At 60.2% G+C, this 18,708-nt stretch carries 16 protein-coding genes and 2 rRNA genes; 13 read left to right on the top strand and 5 right to left on the bottom strand.

Annotated features, from left to right (window positions below):
- The 3 genes from GTP58_RS22500 to GTP58_RS22490 all read left to right on the top strand — a co-directional run.
- Positions 1–119 (top strand): 23S ribosomal RNA (locus GTP58_RS22500); the annotation flags it as partial.
- A 114-nt stretch (positions 120–233) separates the two neighbouring features.
- Positions 234–346: ribosomal RNA gene (gene rrf, locus GTP58_RS22495) — 5S ribosomal RNA — on the top strand.
- A gap of 137 nt (positions 347–483) precedes the next feature.
- On the top strand, positions 484–4,317 hold the full coding sequence (locus GTP58_RS22490) for a two-component regulator propeller domain-containing protein (protein WP_373924768.1): 3,834 nt from the start codon (positions 484–486) through the stop codon (positions 4,315–4,317).
- Between the two features lie 7 nt (positions 4,318–4,324).
- Here the strand turns inward: GTP58_RS22490 and GTP58_RS22485 are convergent, their stop codons facing one another.
- From GTP58_RS22485 to GTP58_RS22465, 5 genes are all read right to left on the bottom strand, one after another.
- Positions 4,325–4,666 (bottom strand): DUF1840 domain-containing protein, encoded by a 342-nt coding sequence (locus GTP58_RS22485; protein ID WP_072790889.1) that lies wholly within the window; start codon positions 4,664–4,666, stop codon positions 4,325–4,327.
- Between the two features lie 178 nt (positions 4,667–4,844).
- Positions 4,845–5,333 (bottom strand): hypothetical protein, encoded by a 489-nt coding sequence (locus GTP58_RS22480; RefSeq protein WP_161079325.1) that lies wholly within the window; start codon positions 5,331–5,333, stop codon positions 4,845–4,847.
- Entirely contained in the window at positions 5,330–7,036 is a 1,707-nt protein-coding gene (locus GTP58_RS22475; RefSeq protein WP_229215695.1) for a M1 family metallopeptidase, read from the bottom strand. The genes GTP58_RS22480 and GTP58_RS22475 overlap by 4 nt, the downstream gene beginning before the upstream one ends.
- 103 nt (positions 7,037–7,139) lie before the next feature.
- The gene (locus tag GTP58_RS22470; protein WP_161079324.1) at positions 7,140–8,651 is read right to left on the bottom strand and encodes a YifB family Mg chelatase-like AAA ATPase; all 1,512 of its coding nucleotides are present in this window, start codon (positions 8,649–8,651) and stop codon (positions 7,140–7,142) included.
- A 97-nt stretch (positions 8,652–8,748) separates the two neighbouring features.
- Entirely contained in the window at positions 8,749–8,988 is a 240-nt protein-coding gene (locus GTP58_RS22465) for an accessory factor UbiK family protein (RefSeq protein ID WP_072789195.1), read from the bottom strand.
- 243 nt (positions 8,989–9,231) lie between these two features.
- Between GTP58_RS22465 and GTP58_RS22460 the strand changes: the two genes are divergently transcribed.
- The 10 genes from GTP58_RS22460 to metW all read left to right on the top strand — a co-directional run bounded on the left by GTP58_RS22460 (position 9,232) and on the right by metW (position 18,706).
- A complete protein-coding gene (locus tag GTP58_RS22460; protein WP_161079323.1) occupies positions 9,232–9,978 on the top strand; it encodes a TorF family putative porin in 747 nt (248 codons plus the stop codon).
- An 11-nt stretch (positions 9,979–9,989) separates the two neighbouring features.
- On the top strand, positions 9,990–10,328 hold the full coding sequence (locus GTP58_RS22455) for a P-II family nitrogen regulator (protein ID WP_072789187.1): 339 nt from the start codon (positions 9,990–9,992) through the stop codon (positions 10,326–10,328).
- A gap of 11 nt (positions 10,329–10,339) precedes the next feature.
- A complete protein-coding gene (locus GTP58_RS22450) occupies positions 10,340–11,902 on the top strand; it encodes an ammonium transporter (RefSeq protein WP_161079322.1) in 1,563 nt (520 codons plus the stop codon).
- A 113-nt stretch (positions 11,903–12,015) separates the two neighbouring features.
- Positions 12,016–13,317, top strand: a complete 1,302-nt coding sequence (gene gshA / locus GTP58_RS22445) for a glutamate--cysteine ligase (protein WP_072789180.1) — start codon at positions 12,016–12,018, stop codon at positions 13,315–13,317.
- Between the two features lie 52 nt (positions 13,318–13,369).
- A complete protein-coding gene (gshB, locus tag GTP58_RS22440; protein WP_161079321.1) occupies positions 13,370–14,320 on the top strand; it encodes a glutathione synthase in 951 nt (316 codons plus the stop codon).
- A 48-nt stretch (positions 14,321–14,368) separates the two neighbouring features.
- Complete coding sequence (locus tag GTP58_RS22435; RefSeq protein WP_161079320.1) at positions 14,369–14,776, top strand: PTS sugar transporter subunit IIA; 408 nt, start codon at positions 14,369–14,371, stop codon at positions 14,774–14,776.
- Between the two features lie 41 nt (positions 14,777–14,817).
- Positions 14,818–15,087, top strand: a complete 270-nt coding sequence (locus GTP58_RS22430; protein ID WP_072789174.1) for an HPr family phosphocarrier protein — start codon at positions 14,818–14,820, stop codon at positions 15,085–15,087.
- A gap of 44 nt (positions 15,088–15,131) precedes the next feature.
- Positions 15,132–16,880: a phosphoenolpyruvate--protein phosphotransferase gene (gene ptsP, locus GTP58_RS22425; RefSeq protein WP_161079319.1), complete on the top strand. Its 1,749-nt coding sequence runs from the start codon at positions 15,132–15,134 to the stop codon at positions 16,878–16,880.
- A gap of 111 nt (positions 16,881–16,991) precedes the next feature.
- Positions 16,992–18,107: a homoserine O-acetyltransferase gene (locus tag GTP58_RS22420; RefSeq protein ID WP_229215694.1), complete on the top strand. Its 1,116-nt coding sequence runs from the start codon at positions 16,992–16,994 to the stop codon at positions 18,105–18,107.
- Positions 18,104–18,706 (top strand): methionine biosynthesis protein MetW, encoded by a 603-nt coding sequence (gene metW, locus GTP58_RS22415; protein WP_161079317.1) that lies wholly within the window; start codon positions 18,104–18,106, stop codon positions 18,704–18,706. Before GTP58_RS22420 ends, metW begins: the two co-directional genes overlap by 4 nt.
- Positions 18,707–18,708: the final 2 nt, after the last annotated feature.

Here is an 18,708-nt window from a genome sequence, read left to right as displayed (position 1 = left end):
TTCCCAGAGCCTTGAGCTCTTTGAAGGGTCGTTCGAGACCAGGACGTTGATAGGTCAGGTGTGGAAGTGCAGTAATGCATTAAGCTAACTGATACTAATTGCCCGTACGGCTTGTCCCTATAACCTTGCCGGTTATATGCATTTACTAAGATGGTGAGTGCTACCCCCAAACTTTACTTCTCCCAGATTCGCTGTGCAGCCCACCATGTGGCTGCGGAGCATACAAGTCAAAGCTTGATGACCATAGCAAGTCAGTCCCACCCCTTCCCATCCCGAACAGGACCGTGAAATGACTCTGCGCCGATGATAGTGCTGCAACCAGTGTGAAAGTAGGTTATCGTCAAGCTAGTTATATAGAAAAAGCCCCTTCCGGATAAAACTGGTCGGGGCTTTTTTGCTTTTGTACATTAAAATGGGTCGATATCGGAGATGCAACCCATGCCAGCTTACGCAATACGATTTATTTTTGCTTGTAGTCTGCTCGTGCTGGCGCTATTTTCTGTGGCGCGCGCCGCGCCGCTCACGCTGCGCTTTGAACATCTGGGCGTAGAACAGGGACTGACCCAGGAATCCGTCACCAGTGTCCTGCAGGATAACCACGGTTATATGTGGTTTGGCACCCAGGCTGGCCTGAATCGCTACGACGGTTATCGCGTCACGAATTTCAAAAACGACCCCGCTCTCGCACACAGCCTGCAGGACAACTACGTGCAGGCCCTGTATGAAGATGCCACCGGCCAGCTGTGGGTCGGCAACAAGGGGGGCCTTGACCGCTACGATCCTGTCCTCCAGGGCTTCACGCACGTGCTGTCCAAAGTATCCGTGACCGCGATCGTCGGCGACGGCAAGCAGGGGTTGTGGCTGGTGACTGCCGACGGCCTGCAACATCTGGATACAGCCAGCAGTCAGCTGCAAACGCTGCGCCATGCCGACGCAGACAGCACCACCATCAACGATGACCGCGTCGGTGCGCTGGTCCACGACAAACAGGGCAATCTGTGGCTGGGCACAGCACGCGGGCTGGAACTGCTGCCTGCCGGCAGTCGCCAGTTTCGCCACTTCGGCACGCAGGACAGCCGTCTCGAAAACAACATCATGTCCTTGTCCATCTCGCCCGATGGCGTGCTATGGGCGGGCACCATGCGCGGTGTGCAGGCGTGGCGTCTGAATGGGGTGTCGGCTGAGCGCATGGCGCTCGCTGTTCCCCCTGACCTGGCCGATGTGCGCGTGCCGAAAATACTGCATGACCGCGATGGCACGCTGTGGCTGGGCACTTTCACCGATGGCGTAAAACGGCGCGATCCGGTCAGCGGCCGTTTCTACAACTACCGGCGCGACAATCAGAACCGCCACAGTATCGGCGATAACCAGATCAGTGCCTTATATCAGGACCGCAGCGGGACGCTGTGGGTGGGGAACTGGTATGCCGGTGTGGACCGCGTGGACTTGAATAGCGGCGGCTTTGAACGCTACACGGAACACGCAGGCGTGCTGCCCAGCATCGGTGGCAGCAAGGTGCGCGCGTTTGCCGATGCGCCGGATGGCAAGGTCTGGATAGGAACCAGCACTGGCCTGGCGCTGCTGGACCCGGCGCAAGGCCAGGTCAGTGTTATCGCCAGTGGAGAGCGGCATACCGGCAGCGTGCTTTCCGACCCGCCGGTCACGCTGGCCACGGACCAGCAAGGGCGGCTATGGATAGGCACAATCAATGGTCTGTCAGCGCGCGACCCTGTCAGCGGACGCTCTGTTTCGGTGGCGCTCGGTGACGATCCCCAGGCACATTCGGTACAGCGCATTCTGGTGGATCATGAAGGTGTGATCTGGGCTGGCACGCGCACCACCTTGAACCGCATCGACCCGCATACGCTGGCCGTGCAAAGCTATGCTGCGGATACGGCTGACGCGGACAAGCTGTCTGGCCGTGTCTACACGCTGATGGAGGATAAGCGCGGTAATCTGTGGGTGGGAACGGAGAATGGCCTGGACCGTTTTGACCGCAGCACCAGCAAGTTTGAACACTACCGACACAATCCGGCCCAAAGCGACAGCCTGAGTCACAACCGTGTGCACCATCTGTATCAAGATGGCCAGGAACGCATCTGGATAGGCACGGCCGCTGGCCTGTGCATGGGACGCATGGGCAGTGACGGCAGGCTGCACTTCCGTTTCTACCCGCCTGACAATGGCCGCTCGCCTGATCCTATCGGCGCCATTCTCGGTGACGGGCAGGGACGCCTGTGGATCAGCACCACGGCTGGCATCTCGCTGTTCAATCCCGAAACCGGCGTATTCAAGAATTATACGTCCAGAGACGGGCTACTGGACAGTTCCTACTTTATCGGCGCGGGTTATCGCGCGCCGGACGGCACGCTGTATTTTGGTGGCGTTGAGGGTGTGACGGCATTCCAGCCTTCGCATGTGCATGACAATCCTTTCGCGCCGCCGGTATCGATCACCGACTTCTCGATTTTCAATCAGTCGGTGCTGGGGACGACGCCGCGTACGGACGTGCTGGAGCAAGGCCCCATCGACCAAGCCAGATCCCTGGCCCTGTCGTACCGCGATGCGGTGTTCTCGTTTGAATTCGCCGGCCTGCATTATGCCGACCCGCAGCGCAACCGCTATGCCTACCAGCTGCAAGGCTTCGATCCGGGCTGGGTGACGGCGGATGCGGGCAAGCGCTTTGCCACTTACACCAATCTGGACCCGGGCAGTTATGTGTTCCGCGTGAAGGCGGCGAACAAGGATGGTGTGTGGAGCACGGAACCGGTCACGGTGGCGCTGACGATCGCGCCGCCGTTCTGGAAGACCTGGTGGTTCCGGCTCCTGATCGCAGCCCTCGTGCTGGGTAGCGCGTATCTGCTGTTCCGCATTCGCATCCGCTTGCTGGTGCGGCAAAAGCAGGCGCTGGAACAGCAGGTCAGCAGCCGTACCCACCAGCTGGTGCAGCAGAAGGAATCGATCCAGCGCGAGAAGGAAAACGTCGAAGCGGCGCACCGGAATATTTCGCTGCTGTCCGAAATTGGCCGCAGCATCACGGCCAATCTGGAGAGCGAGGCCATCATGTCGCTGTTGTACCAGCAGGTGCATGATCTGATGGATGCGAGCGTGTTCGGCATCGGTATCTACAGGCCGGAGCAGGAGCTGATTGAATATCCGTTTGCGATGGAACGTGGCAAGCGCTATACGCCTTACACGCGCAGCATGCGTGAGCCGAACCAGCTGGCGGTGTGGTGCATCACGCATGCGAAGGAAGTGTTCATCAACGATCTGGAGCAGGAGTATCCGCAGTACGTCGACCACCTGGACCTGGTGTCTGGTGAAGAGAATATGGGCACGCTGGAAGATGGCTCGCGGCCGACCGAACCACGCTCCATGATTTATGTCCCCATCTCGGTCGGCGGCCATGTGCGCGGTGTGATTACCGTGCATAGCTATCGCACGCATGCGTATCAGCGCATCGATCTGGATATGCTGACCACACTGGCCTCCTACGTGGCCGTGGCGTTTGCCAATGCGGACTCTTATCGCCAGTTGCAGGACACGCAGCAGCAGCTGGTGGAACGTGAAAAGCTGGCGGCGCTTGGTTCGCTGGTGGCTGGCGTGGCGCATGAATTGAATACGCCGATCGGCAACAGCCTGGTGATCGCCAGCACGCTGGAAGATAAAACCAACGATATCGAAAAGCTCAACGGCAGCAATACCCTGCGGCGCTCCGACCTGCACAGCTTCATCGAAGCGTCACGCGAGGCTTCGACGCTGCTGATGCGCAGTCTGCGCAATGCGGCGGAGCTGGTGAACAGCTTCAAGCAGGTGGCGGTGGATCAGGCCAGCGCCAAACGGCGCAAGTTCAATCTGCACCAGGCCAGCAATGAGATCGTGATGACGATGAAGAACCAGGTGCGCAAGGCTGGCCATCATATGGTGGTGGAGATGCCGGACGATATCGTGCTCGATAGCTTCCCTGGTCCGTATGGCCAGGTGATTATCAACCTGATTAACAACGCGCTGCTGCATGCGTTTGAAGAGCGCGACGGCGGCGAGATCCGCATGTGGGCTGTACCGCTGGGCGCGGAGCGTGTGCGAGTGGTATTCCAAGATGATGGCAAAGGCATCCCGCTTGAACATCAGGCGCGCATCTTTGATCCGTTCTTCACGACCAAGCTGGGACAGGGCGGGAATGGACTGGGGCTGAGCATCACATACAACATCGTGACGTCGCTGCTGGATGGTTCGATCCGGGTAGACAGTGCGGTCGGGATCGGGACGCGCTTCACGATGGATTTACCGTTGAAGGCGTCCCTCGCAGGGGACTAAACGGGGATTAAATCCCCCAGATGATGTTTTCGTTTTCCGCTTTTGCGGTGCGCAGCATTTCCAGCAGCGGGAAGGCGCGGGCGGCAAAACCGACGCGCTGCAGCACAGCGTGTTCCCTGGTTTCGCCTTCTTCCTGTTCGTGCGTGTGGGCGTCGTGCTCGACATCGGTTTCCGGATGCAGCTTGCTTTCGGCGACTTCGTTTTCCAGGACCGACAGCGCATGCGCCGCTTCGGCGGCAGTAATGACGCCACGGGTAGGATTTTTGTGCAGCAGATCCAGGATGCGTTGTGCATGTTCCTGATACATCAAGACTTCCGGGCTGGATTTGGATTTGAAGGCAATTAACATAAACGCGCTTTCTTGGTCTTGTTGGTGAAAAAATGTGCGGGGCGCCGGTTGTCAAAGTTAACGGCAACTCCGTTAATGTAGACTTTAGGCCATTGCTGAAACTTTACAAGGGTCTGGCGTACTTGTCTGCGCGCTGGCGCACGCCAATTAAGCATTCTCTAAGTCAATAGACTGAATTTCAGTAGAGTTTGAACGAGCTGAGGTAGGTATCGACCGTCTCAGCGTCGATATTCCTGGCCGGACCAATCACCACTGCCTGGTAGATTCTACGGTCTTTGGCCATAAAACGGCCGACCAGGCGCATGCCTTTGCCGCCGGCCTCGATTTCCTGCGCACCGTTGGCCGTGGTCTTGCTGGCGGTGACTGTGCCGCCGATATTGCTGACCATGGCCGTCTTCATCGCTTCAATCGCTGCCGGGACTTGCGCCGCATCGGCCAACTGGGCGCTGCCGACGGCGAACACCACGCCGTCGATTTCAGCGGCAGTCATGGTCATGCTGACGTCCAGTTGATCGAGCTTGATGCTGCGTGTTTGTGTGGCCGGTTTGCCGGGGAAAAGTACCGCGTAGGGCGCGTCGTTGCTGCGGTAATCGCGCCAGTCGTATTTCGGGCTGCATGCTGACAGCGTCGCGGCGAGTATCAAAGCCAAAGGTAGTTGGTGCTTCATTTTTTCGCTTTCTTCTTTTTGTCTTCGATGGCTTTCCACGCGTCGATGTAGTCCTGCTGGCGCAGCACGCGCGAGTTGGGATCGATGGTCACCAGCGCATGCGGCGGTAGCGGCAGTTCACCGTGACCATCGGCCATCGCCAGTTTCTCGACACGGTTGTTGATGCGGACTTCGACTGGCAGCGGGAACGTGCCGCCGTCTTTCAACTTCCAGGTCAGCTTGAGCTTATCGGCACTGCGTTCCTCCACCAGTTCCGGCAACGCGGCGTGGTACAGATAGCCGTCGAAGAACCAGGACAGATCGCGGCCGCTGGCTTCGTTGGCGAACTGGATGAATTCCCTGGTGCTGCTCCAGCGCGGCCGGAAGTTGCCCGGTGCCGGCGTGGTGGTGCCGTAGACCATGCGGCGCGTGGCGGCGAAGAAGGCGTCGTCGCCGATCAGATTGCGCAGCGTGTGCAGGATCAGCGCCCCCTTGTTGTAGATGTCGAGTCCCGGGCCGCCGCGTTCTTCCTCGTAGATGTCTTCGATGCGCTGGCTCTTGCCGCTGACGATAGGGGATTTGTTCAGCAGCGCTTTGCGGAATTCAAACAGCGAGGCCTGGAATTCCATCTCGCCGCGCAGGGATTCCATGTACAGCGGCTGCATGTAGGAACCGAAGCCTTCGTGCAGCCACATATCGTCCCAGTCCGCATTGGTCATCTGATTGCCGAACCATTCGTGCGACAGCTCATGGTGCAGCAGCCAGTCGTAGCCGAATGGCGACTTGAGATAGCCGTTGCCATAGGCGTTGATGGTCTGGTGTTCCATGCCCAGGTGCGGCGTTTCGACCACACCCATTTTCTCGTCGCCGAAAGGATAAGGGCCGATACGGCTTTCAAAAAAATCGAGCATGGGCGCGAATTCGCTGAACAGGCCCTGGGCTTCCTTCTCGTGGCCTTTCAGGTACCACATGCGCAGCGGGATGCGGTTGCCGTACTTGCTCGCGTAATCGGCGGACAGCATATCGTAGGGACCGATGTTGAGGGCCACGCCATAGGTGCTGGGGTTCTTGGCGCGCCAGTTGTAGGTGCGCCAGCCGTCTTTTTCTTCCATGCCGGTGGCGATGCCGTTGCCCGCCACGACCAGCGGCGATGGCACGCTGATGTGCAGGTCGATGAGCTGTGGCTTGCCCATCGGATGATCGATACAAGGCCAGAACATGTCGCAGCCTTCGCCTTCCACCGTCGTGGCGATCCACGGCTGGCCGTCCTTGGTCTGGCTCCAGGTGAAGGCGCCATCCCATGGTGCGTGCTTGGCGATCTGCGGCATGCCGTGGTATTGGATGCGGACGGTGGTGCGGGCGCCAGCTTGCAGTGGTGTCGGCAGCGTCAGGTACAGGCGCCCGTCGGGATTGCTGATGGCAGACGGCGCGAGCGTGACGCCGTCGACACTGGCGCTGTCGACTGGCAGGTTGCGGTCCAGTTCCACCGCAATCCGCGTCAGCGGTTCTTTCAGCAGGAAGGTCAGCGATGCGTCGCCGCGGATGCTTTTGCTGGCCGGGTCCACGCGCAGTGCCAGGTCGACTTTTTCAAACGTGACGGCCAGCTGTTCAGGCGCACGCGGACTGCCGGAATTGACGGTGAAATCGGTCGGCGGAATAGTCGAGGTGGCGCAGCCGGCCAGCAGTGCGCTGGCAGCAAGGTAAGCGGGCAGACGGGGCATCATGTTCCTGGCATCGAATAAGCTGCGAGCAATATAGCAGCAACTGCGCCGGACTTGGTATGCCGGTAGCGCCAGAAAACCGCGTTTTATATTGCGCTGCCGGCGATTACTCGGGCAGCGCGCGCCGGTACTGGATGGCTTCCATCACGTGGGCATGCTGGATGAGGTCTGCCCTGGCCAGGTCGGCGATGGTGCGCGATACGCGCAGGATGCGGTGGTAGGCGCGTCCCGACCATTGGAAGTTCTCCATCGCCCATTTCAGGTGTTCTTTACCCTGCTTGTCGAGTTTGCAGTAATGATCGATCTCGCGGGTGGTGAGGAACTGGTTGCTCTTGCCTTGGCGTTGTATCTGGCGGTGAGCGGCGGCTTGCACGCGCGTGGCGATGACGGTGGAGGATTCGCCGTTCGCGTCAGCGGCGAGTATGGCGGGAGCAACGGAGCCCACTTCCATCTGGATGTCGATACGGTCGAGCAGCGGGCCGGAGATGCGATTTTGGTAGCGTAGCCGGACGTCGAGCGAGCAGCGGCATGCCACGCTTTGGTGGCCATAGTAGCCGCAGGGGCAGGGATTCATCGCGGCGATCAGCTGGAAGTGGGCCGGGAAATCCGCTTGCCGGGCGGCGCGCGAAATCGTGATGTGGCCGGACTCCATCGGTTCGCGCAGCACATCCAGTACCCGGCGATCAAACTCCGGCAGCTCATCGAGGAACAGGACCCCGCGATGGGCCAGCGAGATTTCGCCGGGGCGCGGGACGCTGCCGCCGCCGACCAGCGCTGCGCCGGAAGACGTGTGATGCGGCGCGCGAAAAGGCCGCTGCTTCCAATGTTCGATGCGGAAGGCGCCGGTCAGCGATTGCACGGCAGCGGTTTCCAATGCTTCTTCGTCGCTCATTTCGGGGAGCAGGCCTGCGAAGCGCGAGGCCAGCATGGTCTTGCCGGAGCCCGGCGGTCCCACCAGCAGGACCGAATGATTGCCGGCTGCCGCGACTTCCAGCGCGCGTTTGACCAACAACTGGCCTTTGACGTCGGCAAAGTCGGGGTAGATGGGCGCTGCGGCCAGCGGCGCCGCTTCGTGACGCGACAGCATGTTCTCCACGGATTTGCCGGCAAAGTGACGGCACACCTGCAGCAGCGATTCGGCGGGATAGATGGCGGCGCTCGACACCAGCGCTGCTTCGTCGGCATTTGCCAGCGGCAGGATGAAGGCCAGGCAGCCGCCGTCGCGCCGGGTGGCCAGCGACATGGCCAGCGCGCCGCGTATCGGGCGCAATTCGCCGGACAGCGATAGCTCGCCCGCAAACTCATATTGATGCAAGCGCCTGGACGGGATTTGTTTGGAGGCGGCCAGAATGCCCAGTGCGATCGGTAAATCGAAGCGGCCGGATTCTTTGGGCAGGTCGGCTGGCGCCAGGTTGACGGTGATGCGCTGGGCGGGAAATTCAAAACCGCCATTCTGGATGGCGGCGCGGACGCGGTCTTTGGCTTCTTTGACTTCGGTATCGGCCAGGCCGACGATGGTGAAGGCGGGCAGGCCGTTGGCCAGATGCACTTCTACGCTGACTTCCTGCGCTTCCATGCCAGCCAGAGCGCGGCTCTTGAGTACGGCGAGGATGGACATGGCTGGGCGGATGGACAAGAAGAACCAGCCGCCAGCGTAGCCCAAGGCCGCCGCGTCACGTTTGCGCTAACCCAAACGGGCGAGCGCATCGCAAAACTTACTGATTGATCTTGCCTTCCAGCTCAGCCAGGCGGGTTTCCAGCGCTTCCAGCTTGGCGCGGGTCTTGGCCAGCACCTGGGTCTGGATGTCGAATTCCTCGCGCGTTACCAGGTCCAGTTTGGCGAAACCTTGCGTCATCATGGACTTGACGTTCTTCTCAATGTCCTTTGCTGGTGAGTTTTCGATGGCTTGGCTGATCTTGTTTTGCAAGTCGTTAAAAAAAGTGTTCATATCCATATTATTCCTTGCTCTGGTTGGTCCTTCACTGCACCATCATGGTGCGATCCGGCGTTAATCTGGTGCGGATTCTCACGCTCATCCTGGCTGGCCCGTTATCAACGATGATACGGCACCAAACTCCTAGACAACATTAGCTGGCACACATTCTGCTAAAGAAGCCATTGAATGCTTTCACTGCTTCATTAATAAGGATTTTAAACCGCATCTGCTAATCAAGTTCAACTCACTAGGAAAACAACTATGAAAATGGCCAAGAACTTAACCCTGATTGCTGCGTTGACCTTAGCATTCGCGTCCCTGGCGCACGCTGAAGAGGCGGCACCCGCCCCTGAAGCCAAACCCGACAACGAAGTCAGCTTTAACGCTGCCGTTGTCAGCGACTACCGCTACCGCGGCGTATCGCAAACCCGCCTGAAGCCTGCCCTGCAAGGTGGCGCGGATTACGTCAATAACCCCACCGGCTTCTATGCCGGCACCTGGCTGTCGACCATCAAATGGGTCAAGGACGGCGGTGGCGACGGCAGCGTCGAATGGGACCTGTATGCCGGCAAGCGCGGCAATATCACTGACACCATCAGCTATGACGTTGGCGGCCTGTATTACTACTATCCGTCGAACAAGCTGAACCCGAGCGCCAATACTTTCGAGCTGTACGGCCAGATCTCGGCCGGTCCATTCTCGCTGAAGTATTCGCAGTCGACCACCAATCTGTTCGGCTTTGCCGATTCCAAGAACTCCGGCTACGTCGATGGCCAGCTGAATCAGGAAGTGTATGACGGTTACACCCTGAACCTGCACATCGGCCGTCAGAACGTGAAGAACAACAGCGCCTCCAGCTACACGGATTACAAAATCGGCGTGACCAAAGATTTCGGCGTAGTGACGGTGGCATTGGCGGCGGTCTATGCCGACACGGACGCCTACGTCGGACAAGGAAAGAACTTGGGTAAAGCCGGTGCTGTCCTGACCATCTCCAAAACCTTCTAAGCGAGGCCAGTATGAAAATGATTACCGCCATTATCAAGCCGTTCAAGCTTGACGAGGTGCGTGAAGCCCTGTCGGCAATTAACGTGCAGGGCATTACCGTGACTGAAGTAAAAGGCTTCGGCCGCCAGAAAGGTCACACCGAGCTGTATCGCGGCGCGGAGTACGTGGTGGACTTCCTGCCAAAAACCAAGATCGAGGCGGCGGTGGACGATTCCGTCGTCGAACAGGCCATCGAAGCGATTGAAGGCGCTGCCCGTACCGGCAAGATCGGTGACGGCAAGATCTTCGTGTACAACCTGGAACAAGTGATCCGCATTCGTACCGGCGAGACCGGCAACGAAGCTCTTTAAGGGGAAGACTGATGAAAAAAACTATAACAAGCGTGCTGGCTGGGGTATCTATCCTGTTCGCGCTGGCCGCACCCGTGTACGCGCAGGACGCCAAACCGGCCGCTGAAGCGCCTGCCGCTGCTGCCGCATCCGCACCTGCCGCGTCGGCGCCGGTTGCCGCTCCCGTTGCGGCAGCACCTGCAGCTGCGCCAGCCGCTGCTGCGCCAGCTGCTCCGGCAGAGGCCGCACCTGCTGCGCCAGCACCAGTGCCGCAAAAAGGCGACACCGCCTGGATGATGGTCTCCACCTTGCTCGTGATCTTGATGACCATTCCCGGCCTGGCCCTGTTCTACGGCGGCCTGGTGCGCTCGAAAAACATGCTGTCGATCCTGATGCAAGTGTTCATGATCTTCGCGCTCATCATCGTGCTGTGGGCCATCTACGGCTACTCGCTGGCGTTCACCGAAGGCAATGCGTTCTTCGGCAACCTGCATGACCGCACCTTCCTGAACGGTATCTGGGACCCGGCCAAAGGCGCGTTTGCCTACGCTGCCACCTTCAGCAAAGGCGTGGTGATTCCTGAGTTCATCTTCGTCGCCTTCCAGGGCACGTTTGCAGCGATTACCTGCGGCCTGATCATCGGCGCCTTCGCCGAGCGCGCCAAGTTCACCGCCGTGCTGGCTTTCGTAGTGATCTGGTTCACCTTTGCTTACCTGCCGATCGCGCACATGGTCTGGTTCTGGACCGGCCCTGACGCCATCAAGGACGCTGCAACGCTGGCCACGGAAACGGCCAAAGGCGGCTTCCTGTTCCAGAAAGGCGCGCTGGATACCGCCGGCGGTACCGTGGTGCACATCAACGCCGCTGTCGCTGGCCTGGTCGGCGCCTTCATGATGGGCAAACGCGTCGGCTACGGCCGCGAATCGATGGCGCCGCACTCGGTCACCATGACCATGATCGGCGCATCGCTGCTGTGGGTGGGCTGGTTCGGTTTCAACGCCGGTTCGGCGCTGGAAGCGGGCGACATCGCTGCACTGGCCTTCGTCAACACGCTGCTGGCAACTGCTGCTGCTACCGTGTCGTGGGTATTCGCTGAATGGCTCTTCAAAGGCAAGCCATCGATGCTGGGTGGTGCTTCGGGCGCGGTTGCTGGCCTGGTAGCGATTACCCCGGCGTGCGGCTTCGTCGGTCCGATGGGCGCGCTGATCATGGGCCTGCTGGCTGGCGTGATCTGCCTGTGGGGTGTGAATGGTCTGAAACGCCTGCTGGGCGCGGACGACTCGCTGGACGTGTTCGGCGTGCACGGCGTCGGCGGTATCCTGGGCGCTATCCTGACCGGTGTGTTTGCAGCGCCATCGCTGGGCGGCCAGGGCATCTTCGACTACGTTGCCAACAAGGCTTCGGCTGACTACTCGATCGGTTCGCAAGTGATTATTCAGGCCACCGGAGTGGGCACGACCATCATCTGGTCCGGCATCGTCGCGCTGATCGCCTACAAGCTGGTTGACGTGGTCATCGGCCTGCGGGTACCGGAAGAGGAAGAGCGCGAAGGTCTGGACATCACCACCCACGGCGAATCCGCTTACCATGCCTAATTGATAATGTTTCATCCAAAAGCGCCCCACGGGGCGCTTTTTTTATTTCCTGCCTTTAAAATAGGATTTTTGCCCTCATGTGGCATAGTCTGCACGGTAATAAGGATGTAAACATGGTTCCCCACCTCGTCACGGCCCTGAGCGGACCGCTGCTCGACTTAGAAGAAAAAATCCTGGCCGCCACTCCTGCGATTGAACGCTGGTTCCGCCTCGAATGGCAGGAGCATACGCCGCCGTTTTATTGCTCGGTGGATATGCGTAACGCGGGCTACAAGCTGGCGCCGGTCGATACCAATCTGTTCCCGGGCGGCTTCAACATGCTGGCCACCGAGATGCTGCCGCTGTCGGTGCAGGCCGCCATGGCCGCGATCGACAAGTATTGCCCGGATGCGCGCAACCTGCTGCTGATCCCGGAAATTACCCAGCGCCATCCAACCTACTGGCAGAACGTCGCCCGTCTGATGCAGATTTTCCGCCAGACCGGCCTGCACGTGCGCCTGGGCTCGCTGTCGCCGGACGTGACCCAGCCGACCCCGATCGCTTTGCCAGACGGCAATATGCTGGTGGTGGAGCCGCTGGTGCGTTCGCCGAACGGCCGCCGCGTCGGCCTCAAAGACTTCGATCCGTGCACCATCCTGCTGAATAACGACCTGTCGGCGGGCATCCCGGACATCCTGCAGAACATCCACGAACAAAGCCTGCTGCCGCCGCTGCATGCGGGCTGGGCGCTGCGCCGCAAGAGCAACCACATGAACGCCTACGACGAGGTGGTCAAGAAGTTCGGCAAACTGATCGGCGTCGATCCGTGGATGCTCAATCCCTTCCACGCCAAGTGCGATGCAGTCAACTTCCGCACCGGCGAGGGCTACGAATGCCTGGCCGCCAACGTTGATGCGCTGCTGGCCAAGATCAAGAAGAAATACAAGGAATACGGCATCAAGGACCAGAAGCCGTTCGTGATCGTCAAGCCGGATGCCGGCACTTACGGCACCAGCATCCTGACCATCAAGGATTCCAGCGAAATCAAGGACCTGACCCAGGCCCAGCGCGACAAGATGATCGTCATCAAGGACGGCAAGGAAGTCACCGACTTCATCATCCAGGAAGGCGTGCCGACGTTCGAGAGCATCGAAAGTGCCGTGGCCGAGCCGGTCGTCTACATGATCGACCGCTATGTGGTGGGCGGCTTCTACCGCATCCACGCGGAAAAGGGCATCGACCAGAACCTCAACGCACCGGGATCGCAGTACGTGCCGCTGGCGTTCGCGCAGCAGCACGCGGTGCCGGACCTGAAGGCCAAGCCGGGGACGGCCGCGCCCAACCGCTTCTATGTCTATGGCGTGGTGGCGCGCCTGGCGCTGCTGGCGGCGTCGCTGGAAATGGAACGCACCGACCCGAATCCAGAGGTCTACTGAGCGCTTTGCCGATCTCGGCTAAAATCCATTATTACCTCTACTGGACGCCTCCATGAAAATCGCCTTCCTTGCCGATCCCCTGTCGACCTTCAAAACCTACAAGGACTCCACCTACGCCATGATGGTGGAAGCCGGCAAGCGCGGTCACGAGGTCTATGCGTTCCAGCAAAAGGACATGGCGGTGGAGCAGGGTCTGGTGACGGCCAGGGTGGCGCGCATCCATTTCACCGGCGACAGCCAGGACTGGTACCGCGCCGACGAACCGGCGGAAACCAATCTGGGCGAATTCGACGCCATCCTGCAGCGCAAGGACCCGCCGTTCGACATGGAATACGTGTACGGCACCTATCTGCTGGAGCTGGCTGAAAAGCAGGGCGCCAAGGTGTTCAACAAGCCGTCGGCAATCCGCGATCACAACGAGAAGGTCGCCATCACCCAGTTCAGCGAGTTCACCTCACCGACGCTGGTGACGTCTGACGAAGCCCGCATCCGCGCCTTCCAGAAGCAGCACGGCGACGTCATCCTCAAGCCGCTTGACGGCATGGGCGGCGCCGGCATCTTCCGCGTGACCGCGGATGGCATGAACCTGGGCTCGATCATCGAAACGCTGACCGCCAACGGCAAGTACACCATCATGGTCCAGCGCTACATCCCGGACATCGTCAAGGGCGACAAGCGCATCCTGGTCATCGCCGGCAAGCCGGTGCCGTTCTCGCTGGCGCGCATTCCGCAGAACGGCGAAGTGCGCGGCAACCTGGCGGCCGGCGGCATCGGCGTGGCGCAGCCGCTGACCGAGCGCGACTTCGAGATCGCCAATGCACTGGGACCGATACTGGCTGCACGCGGCCTGTTGCTGGTAGGATTAGACGTGATTGGCGACCATCTGACCGAAGTCAACGTCACCAGCCCGACCTGCTTCCAGGAGATTACGCAGCAAACCGGCTTCCCGGTGGCGGCGACTTTCATCGATGCGATTGAGGCGGCTGTTGCAGCGTCGGAATAATGTCTCCTATGACAAGAAATATTCATTACTTACTGGCGGTTTAACAATATGGTAGGCATACTGCTTATGACACACGCACCACTGGGCCAGGCCTTTCTTGCGGCTTGCGCGCATGTGTTTCGTGGTCCGACCGAGCGGCTGGAAGCGATCGATGTCATCGCCGACCAGGACCTTGGTGAAGTCCAGGCGATGGCCGCGGCGGCCATCAAACGTCTCGATGATGGTGACGGCGTGCTGGTCATCACCGATGTCAAAGGCGGCACGCCCGCCAACTGCTGCAACCGGCTGGCCGATGCGGGCCGGGTGGAGGTCATTGCAGGCATCAGCTTACCGATGCTGCTGCGGGCCATCACCTACCGCCGCGATACGCTGGATGTGGTGGTTGAAATGGCCCTGGCAGGCGCGCAAAGTGGAGCAGTGCGCGTCGACAACCGGATACGCGTCGGGGAAGCCTGACGTTTTTTAGCAATGCGCAATCTGATTGAGACAGAAGAAAAATGATTCAGCAAGAACTTGAAATTATCAACAAGCTTGGTTTGCATGCGCGTGCCTCCGCCAAATTCACCCAACTGGCAGCAAAATACAAAAGCGATGTCTGGCTCACGCGTAATGCGCGCCGCATCAACGCCAAATCCATCATGGGCGTGATGATGCTGGCTGCTGGCAAGGGCGCCAAAGTCATGCTGGAAGCTGACGGCGACGACGAAGGCGATTGCATCGCCGCCCTGACCGCGCTGGTTAACGACAAGTTCGGCGAAGGCGAGTAATGTCGCCGGAGCGCAGCCGACCCCGATTCCAGGTAGGCCCGCCGATGGCCTCGTTCACGCTGCATGGCATTCCGGTTTCGCGCGGCATCGCAATCGGCCGCGCACACCTGATGGCGCCTGCGGCGCTCGACGTGCAGCACTATCTGGTGGCGGAAGAACAGGTCGAGGCCGAAGTCACGCGCCTGCAGCAGGCGCTGGCCGCCGTGCACAAGGAACTGCAGACGCTGTGGAACGAGCTGCCCAAGGATGCACCGACGGAGCTCGGCGCGTTCATCGACGTGCATGCACTGATCCTGTCCGACCCGATGATTTCGGAAGCGCCGCTTGACATCATTCGCACCCGCCACTACAACGCCGAATGGGCGCTGCTGACGCAGATCGATGAGCTGTCGGCGCAGTTCGACGAAATCGAAGACCCTTACCTGCGCGAGCGCAAGGCCGATATCCAGCAGGTCGCCGAGCGTGTGCTCAAGGTCCTCATGGGCACCGAGCGCATGCTGCCGGACGCCGCGCCGGCCGGCGACGACGAATACCAGCCGCAAATGATTATCGTCGCCCACGATATCTCGCCGGCCGACATGCTGCAGTTCCGCGACCGTTCCTTCATCGGCTTCGTGACCGATGTCGGCGGCCAGAACTCGCATACGGCGATTGTGGCGCGTTCGCTCGACATTCCGGCGGCCGTCGGCATGTCCGGCGCCTCCACGCTGATCGAGCAGGATGACTGGCTGATTATCGACGGCGATGCCGGTGTGGTCATCGCCAACCCCAGCGCGCTGGTGCTGGAGCAGTACCGCGAACGCCAGAACGCCGCCGCCCGCGCGCGCAAAAAACTTCAGAAGCTCAAGAAGACGCCCGCCATCACCAAGGATGGCACCGAGATCACGCTGCTGGCCAATATCGAACTGCCGGACGATTGCCCGGCCGCGATGGAGGCGGGCGCCAATGGCGTCGGCCTGTTCCGCTCCGAGTTCCTGTTCATGGGCCGTAACAACAAGATCCCGTCGGAAGACGAACAGTTCGAGCAGTACAAAAAAGCCGTGGTGGCGATGAAGGGCCGCCCGGTCACGATCCGTACGCTGGATATCGGCGCTGACAAGCCGCTCGACCAGAGCGAGCAGACTGCGCTCAATCCGGCGCTGGGCCTGCGCGCGATCCGCTACTGCCTGGCGGAGCCGCAGATCTTCCTGGCCCAGCTGCGCGCCATCCTACGCGCCTCGGCGTTCGGCAAGGTACGCATCCTGATACCGATGCTGGCGCATGCGTTCGAGATCGACCAGTCGCTGGCCATGGTGGCGCAGGCCAAGGCCGAGCTGCGTGAGCAAAACATCAAGTTTGACGACGATATCGATGTCGGCGCCATGATCGAGATTCCGGCGGCCGCGCTGGCGCTGCCGATGTTCGTCAAGCGCATGGACTTCCTGTCCATCGGCACCAATGACCTGATCCAGTACACGCTGGCCATCGACCGGGTTGATTATGAGGTCGCACACCTTTACAATCCGCTGCATCCGGCTGTGCTGCAATTGATCTCGATGACGATTGCGGCCGGGCATAAAGCCGGGATCGACGTCGCCGTCTGCGGCGAAATGGCAGGGGATGTCAAACTGACACGCCTGCTGCTGGGCATGGGCCTGCGCGAATTCTCGATGCACCCTGCGCAGCTACTGTCGGTCAAACAAGAAATCCTGAACAGCGACCTTGCACGCATCATGCCGCAGACACGCAAGATCATGCGCTCGATGGAACCCAACGTAATTGCAGACGCGGTCGAACAATTGCAGTTGATGTAGCACGTGGCGGAACCCACCCTCGCGGTTCCGCCTTGATAGATGGCCCGCGGGGCCGCCCCCATAAAAACTAGATCAACGATGTCTTCTCTGGGATACGTTAAGCCGCAAACCATGCATTTTGCCGAACCACTGGTTCTGCAAAGCGGCGCGTCGCTGCGCGACTATATGCTGATGTATGAAACCTACGGCACGCTGAACGCCGACAAATCCAATGCGGTGCTGGTCTGCCACGCACTCAACGCCTCGCATCACGTCGCCGGCGAATATGAAGGCCAGCCGAAAAGTGCCGGCTGGTGGGACAATATGGTTGGTCCCGGCAAGCCGCTGGACACCAGCAAGTTCTTCGTCATCGGCATCAACAACCTCGGCTCGTGCTTCGGTTCGACGGGGCCGATGCACACCAACCCGGCGACTGGCAAGCCCTATGGCGCCGCCTTCCCGGTGGTCACGGTGGAAGACTGGGTAGCCGCGCAGGCGCGCCTGGCCGATGCGCTGGGCATCCAGCAGTTCGCCGCCGTCATGGGCGGCTCTTTGGGCGGCATGCAGGCGCTGGCCTGGTCCATCATGTACCCGCAGCGTTTGCGCCATTGCGTGGTGATCGCCTCGACCGCCAAGCTGTCGGCGCAGAACATCGCGTTCAACGACGTTGCGCGCCAGGCCATCCTGTCGGACCCGGACTATCACGGCGGAGATTTCTACGCACATGGCGTGGTGCCGAAAAACGGCCTGCGCGTGGCGCGCATGGTCGGCCACATCACCTATTTGTCGGATGACGACATGGCCGAGAAGTTTGGCCGCAAGCTGCGCGATATCGCCACCAGCGGCGACTACAAATTCGACTTCGGCGTCGATTTCGAAATCGAATCCTACCTGCGCTACCAGGGCGACAAGTTCAGCGAATACTTCGACGCCAATACCTACCTGCTGATTACCAAGGCGCTCGACTATTTCGACCCCGCGCGCCACCATGGCGGCGATCTGGCGAAGACGCTGGCCGGCACGCAGGCCAAGTTCTTCCTGGCTTCCTTCACCACCGACTGGCGCTTCTCGCCGGAGCGCAGCCGTGAAATCGTGCAGGCGCTGGTCAGCAACCGCCGTCAGGTCACGTATGCGGAAATCGATGCGCCGCACGGCCACGATGCCTTCCTGCTGGAAGATCCGCGCTACATGAACATGGTGCGCGCCTATTACGGCCAGGTGTGGAACGAGATCGGGGGCAAGGTATGAACTTCAATGATTTGAGCAGCGCGCGCCCGGACCTGGCGTTCATCGCGCACTGGGTGCAGAACAAGGCGCACGTGCTGGACCTCGGTTGCGGCGACGGCGTGATGATGGACTACCTGCAAAGCGACAAGCAGTGCAGCGGCTATGGCATCGAACTGGCCGACGACGAAGTGCTGGCCAGCACCCAGCGTGGCGTGCGCGTGATCCAGCAGGATATGGAAAAGGGGCTGGCGCTGTTTGGCGATAACACCTTCGATACGGTGCTGTGCCTGTCTTCGCTGCAGATGATGAAGCATGTGGAAGCGCTGCTGCGCGATATCGTCCGCGTCGGCAAGGAAGCCATCGTGTCCTTCCCCAACTTCGCCTACTGGCCGCACCGCGTGGCCTTGCTGAAGGGCCGCATGCCTGTGTCGGAGTCGCTGCCGTACGAATGGTATGACACGCCCAACCTGCGCTGCGCGACCATCAACGATTTCCGTGACCTGGCGGAAGAGTGTGGCTTGCAGGTGATGGAATGTGTAGCGCTGGCAGAGGGGAAGCGTGTATCCTTCCTGCCTAATCTGCGCGGCGATCTTGCCGTATTCCGACTACGCAAAAAATAACG

The sequence above is a fragment of the Duganella sp. CY15W genome, from assembly GCF_009857555.1.
Lineage (GTDB): Bacteria > Pseudomonadota > Gammaproteobacteria > Burkholderiales > Burkholderiaceae_D > Rugamonas > Rugamonas sacchari.
The sequence above is the reverse complement of the archived record's forward strand: the minus strand, read 5'-3'. Positions and strand labels throughout refer to the sequence as shown.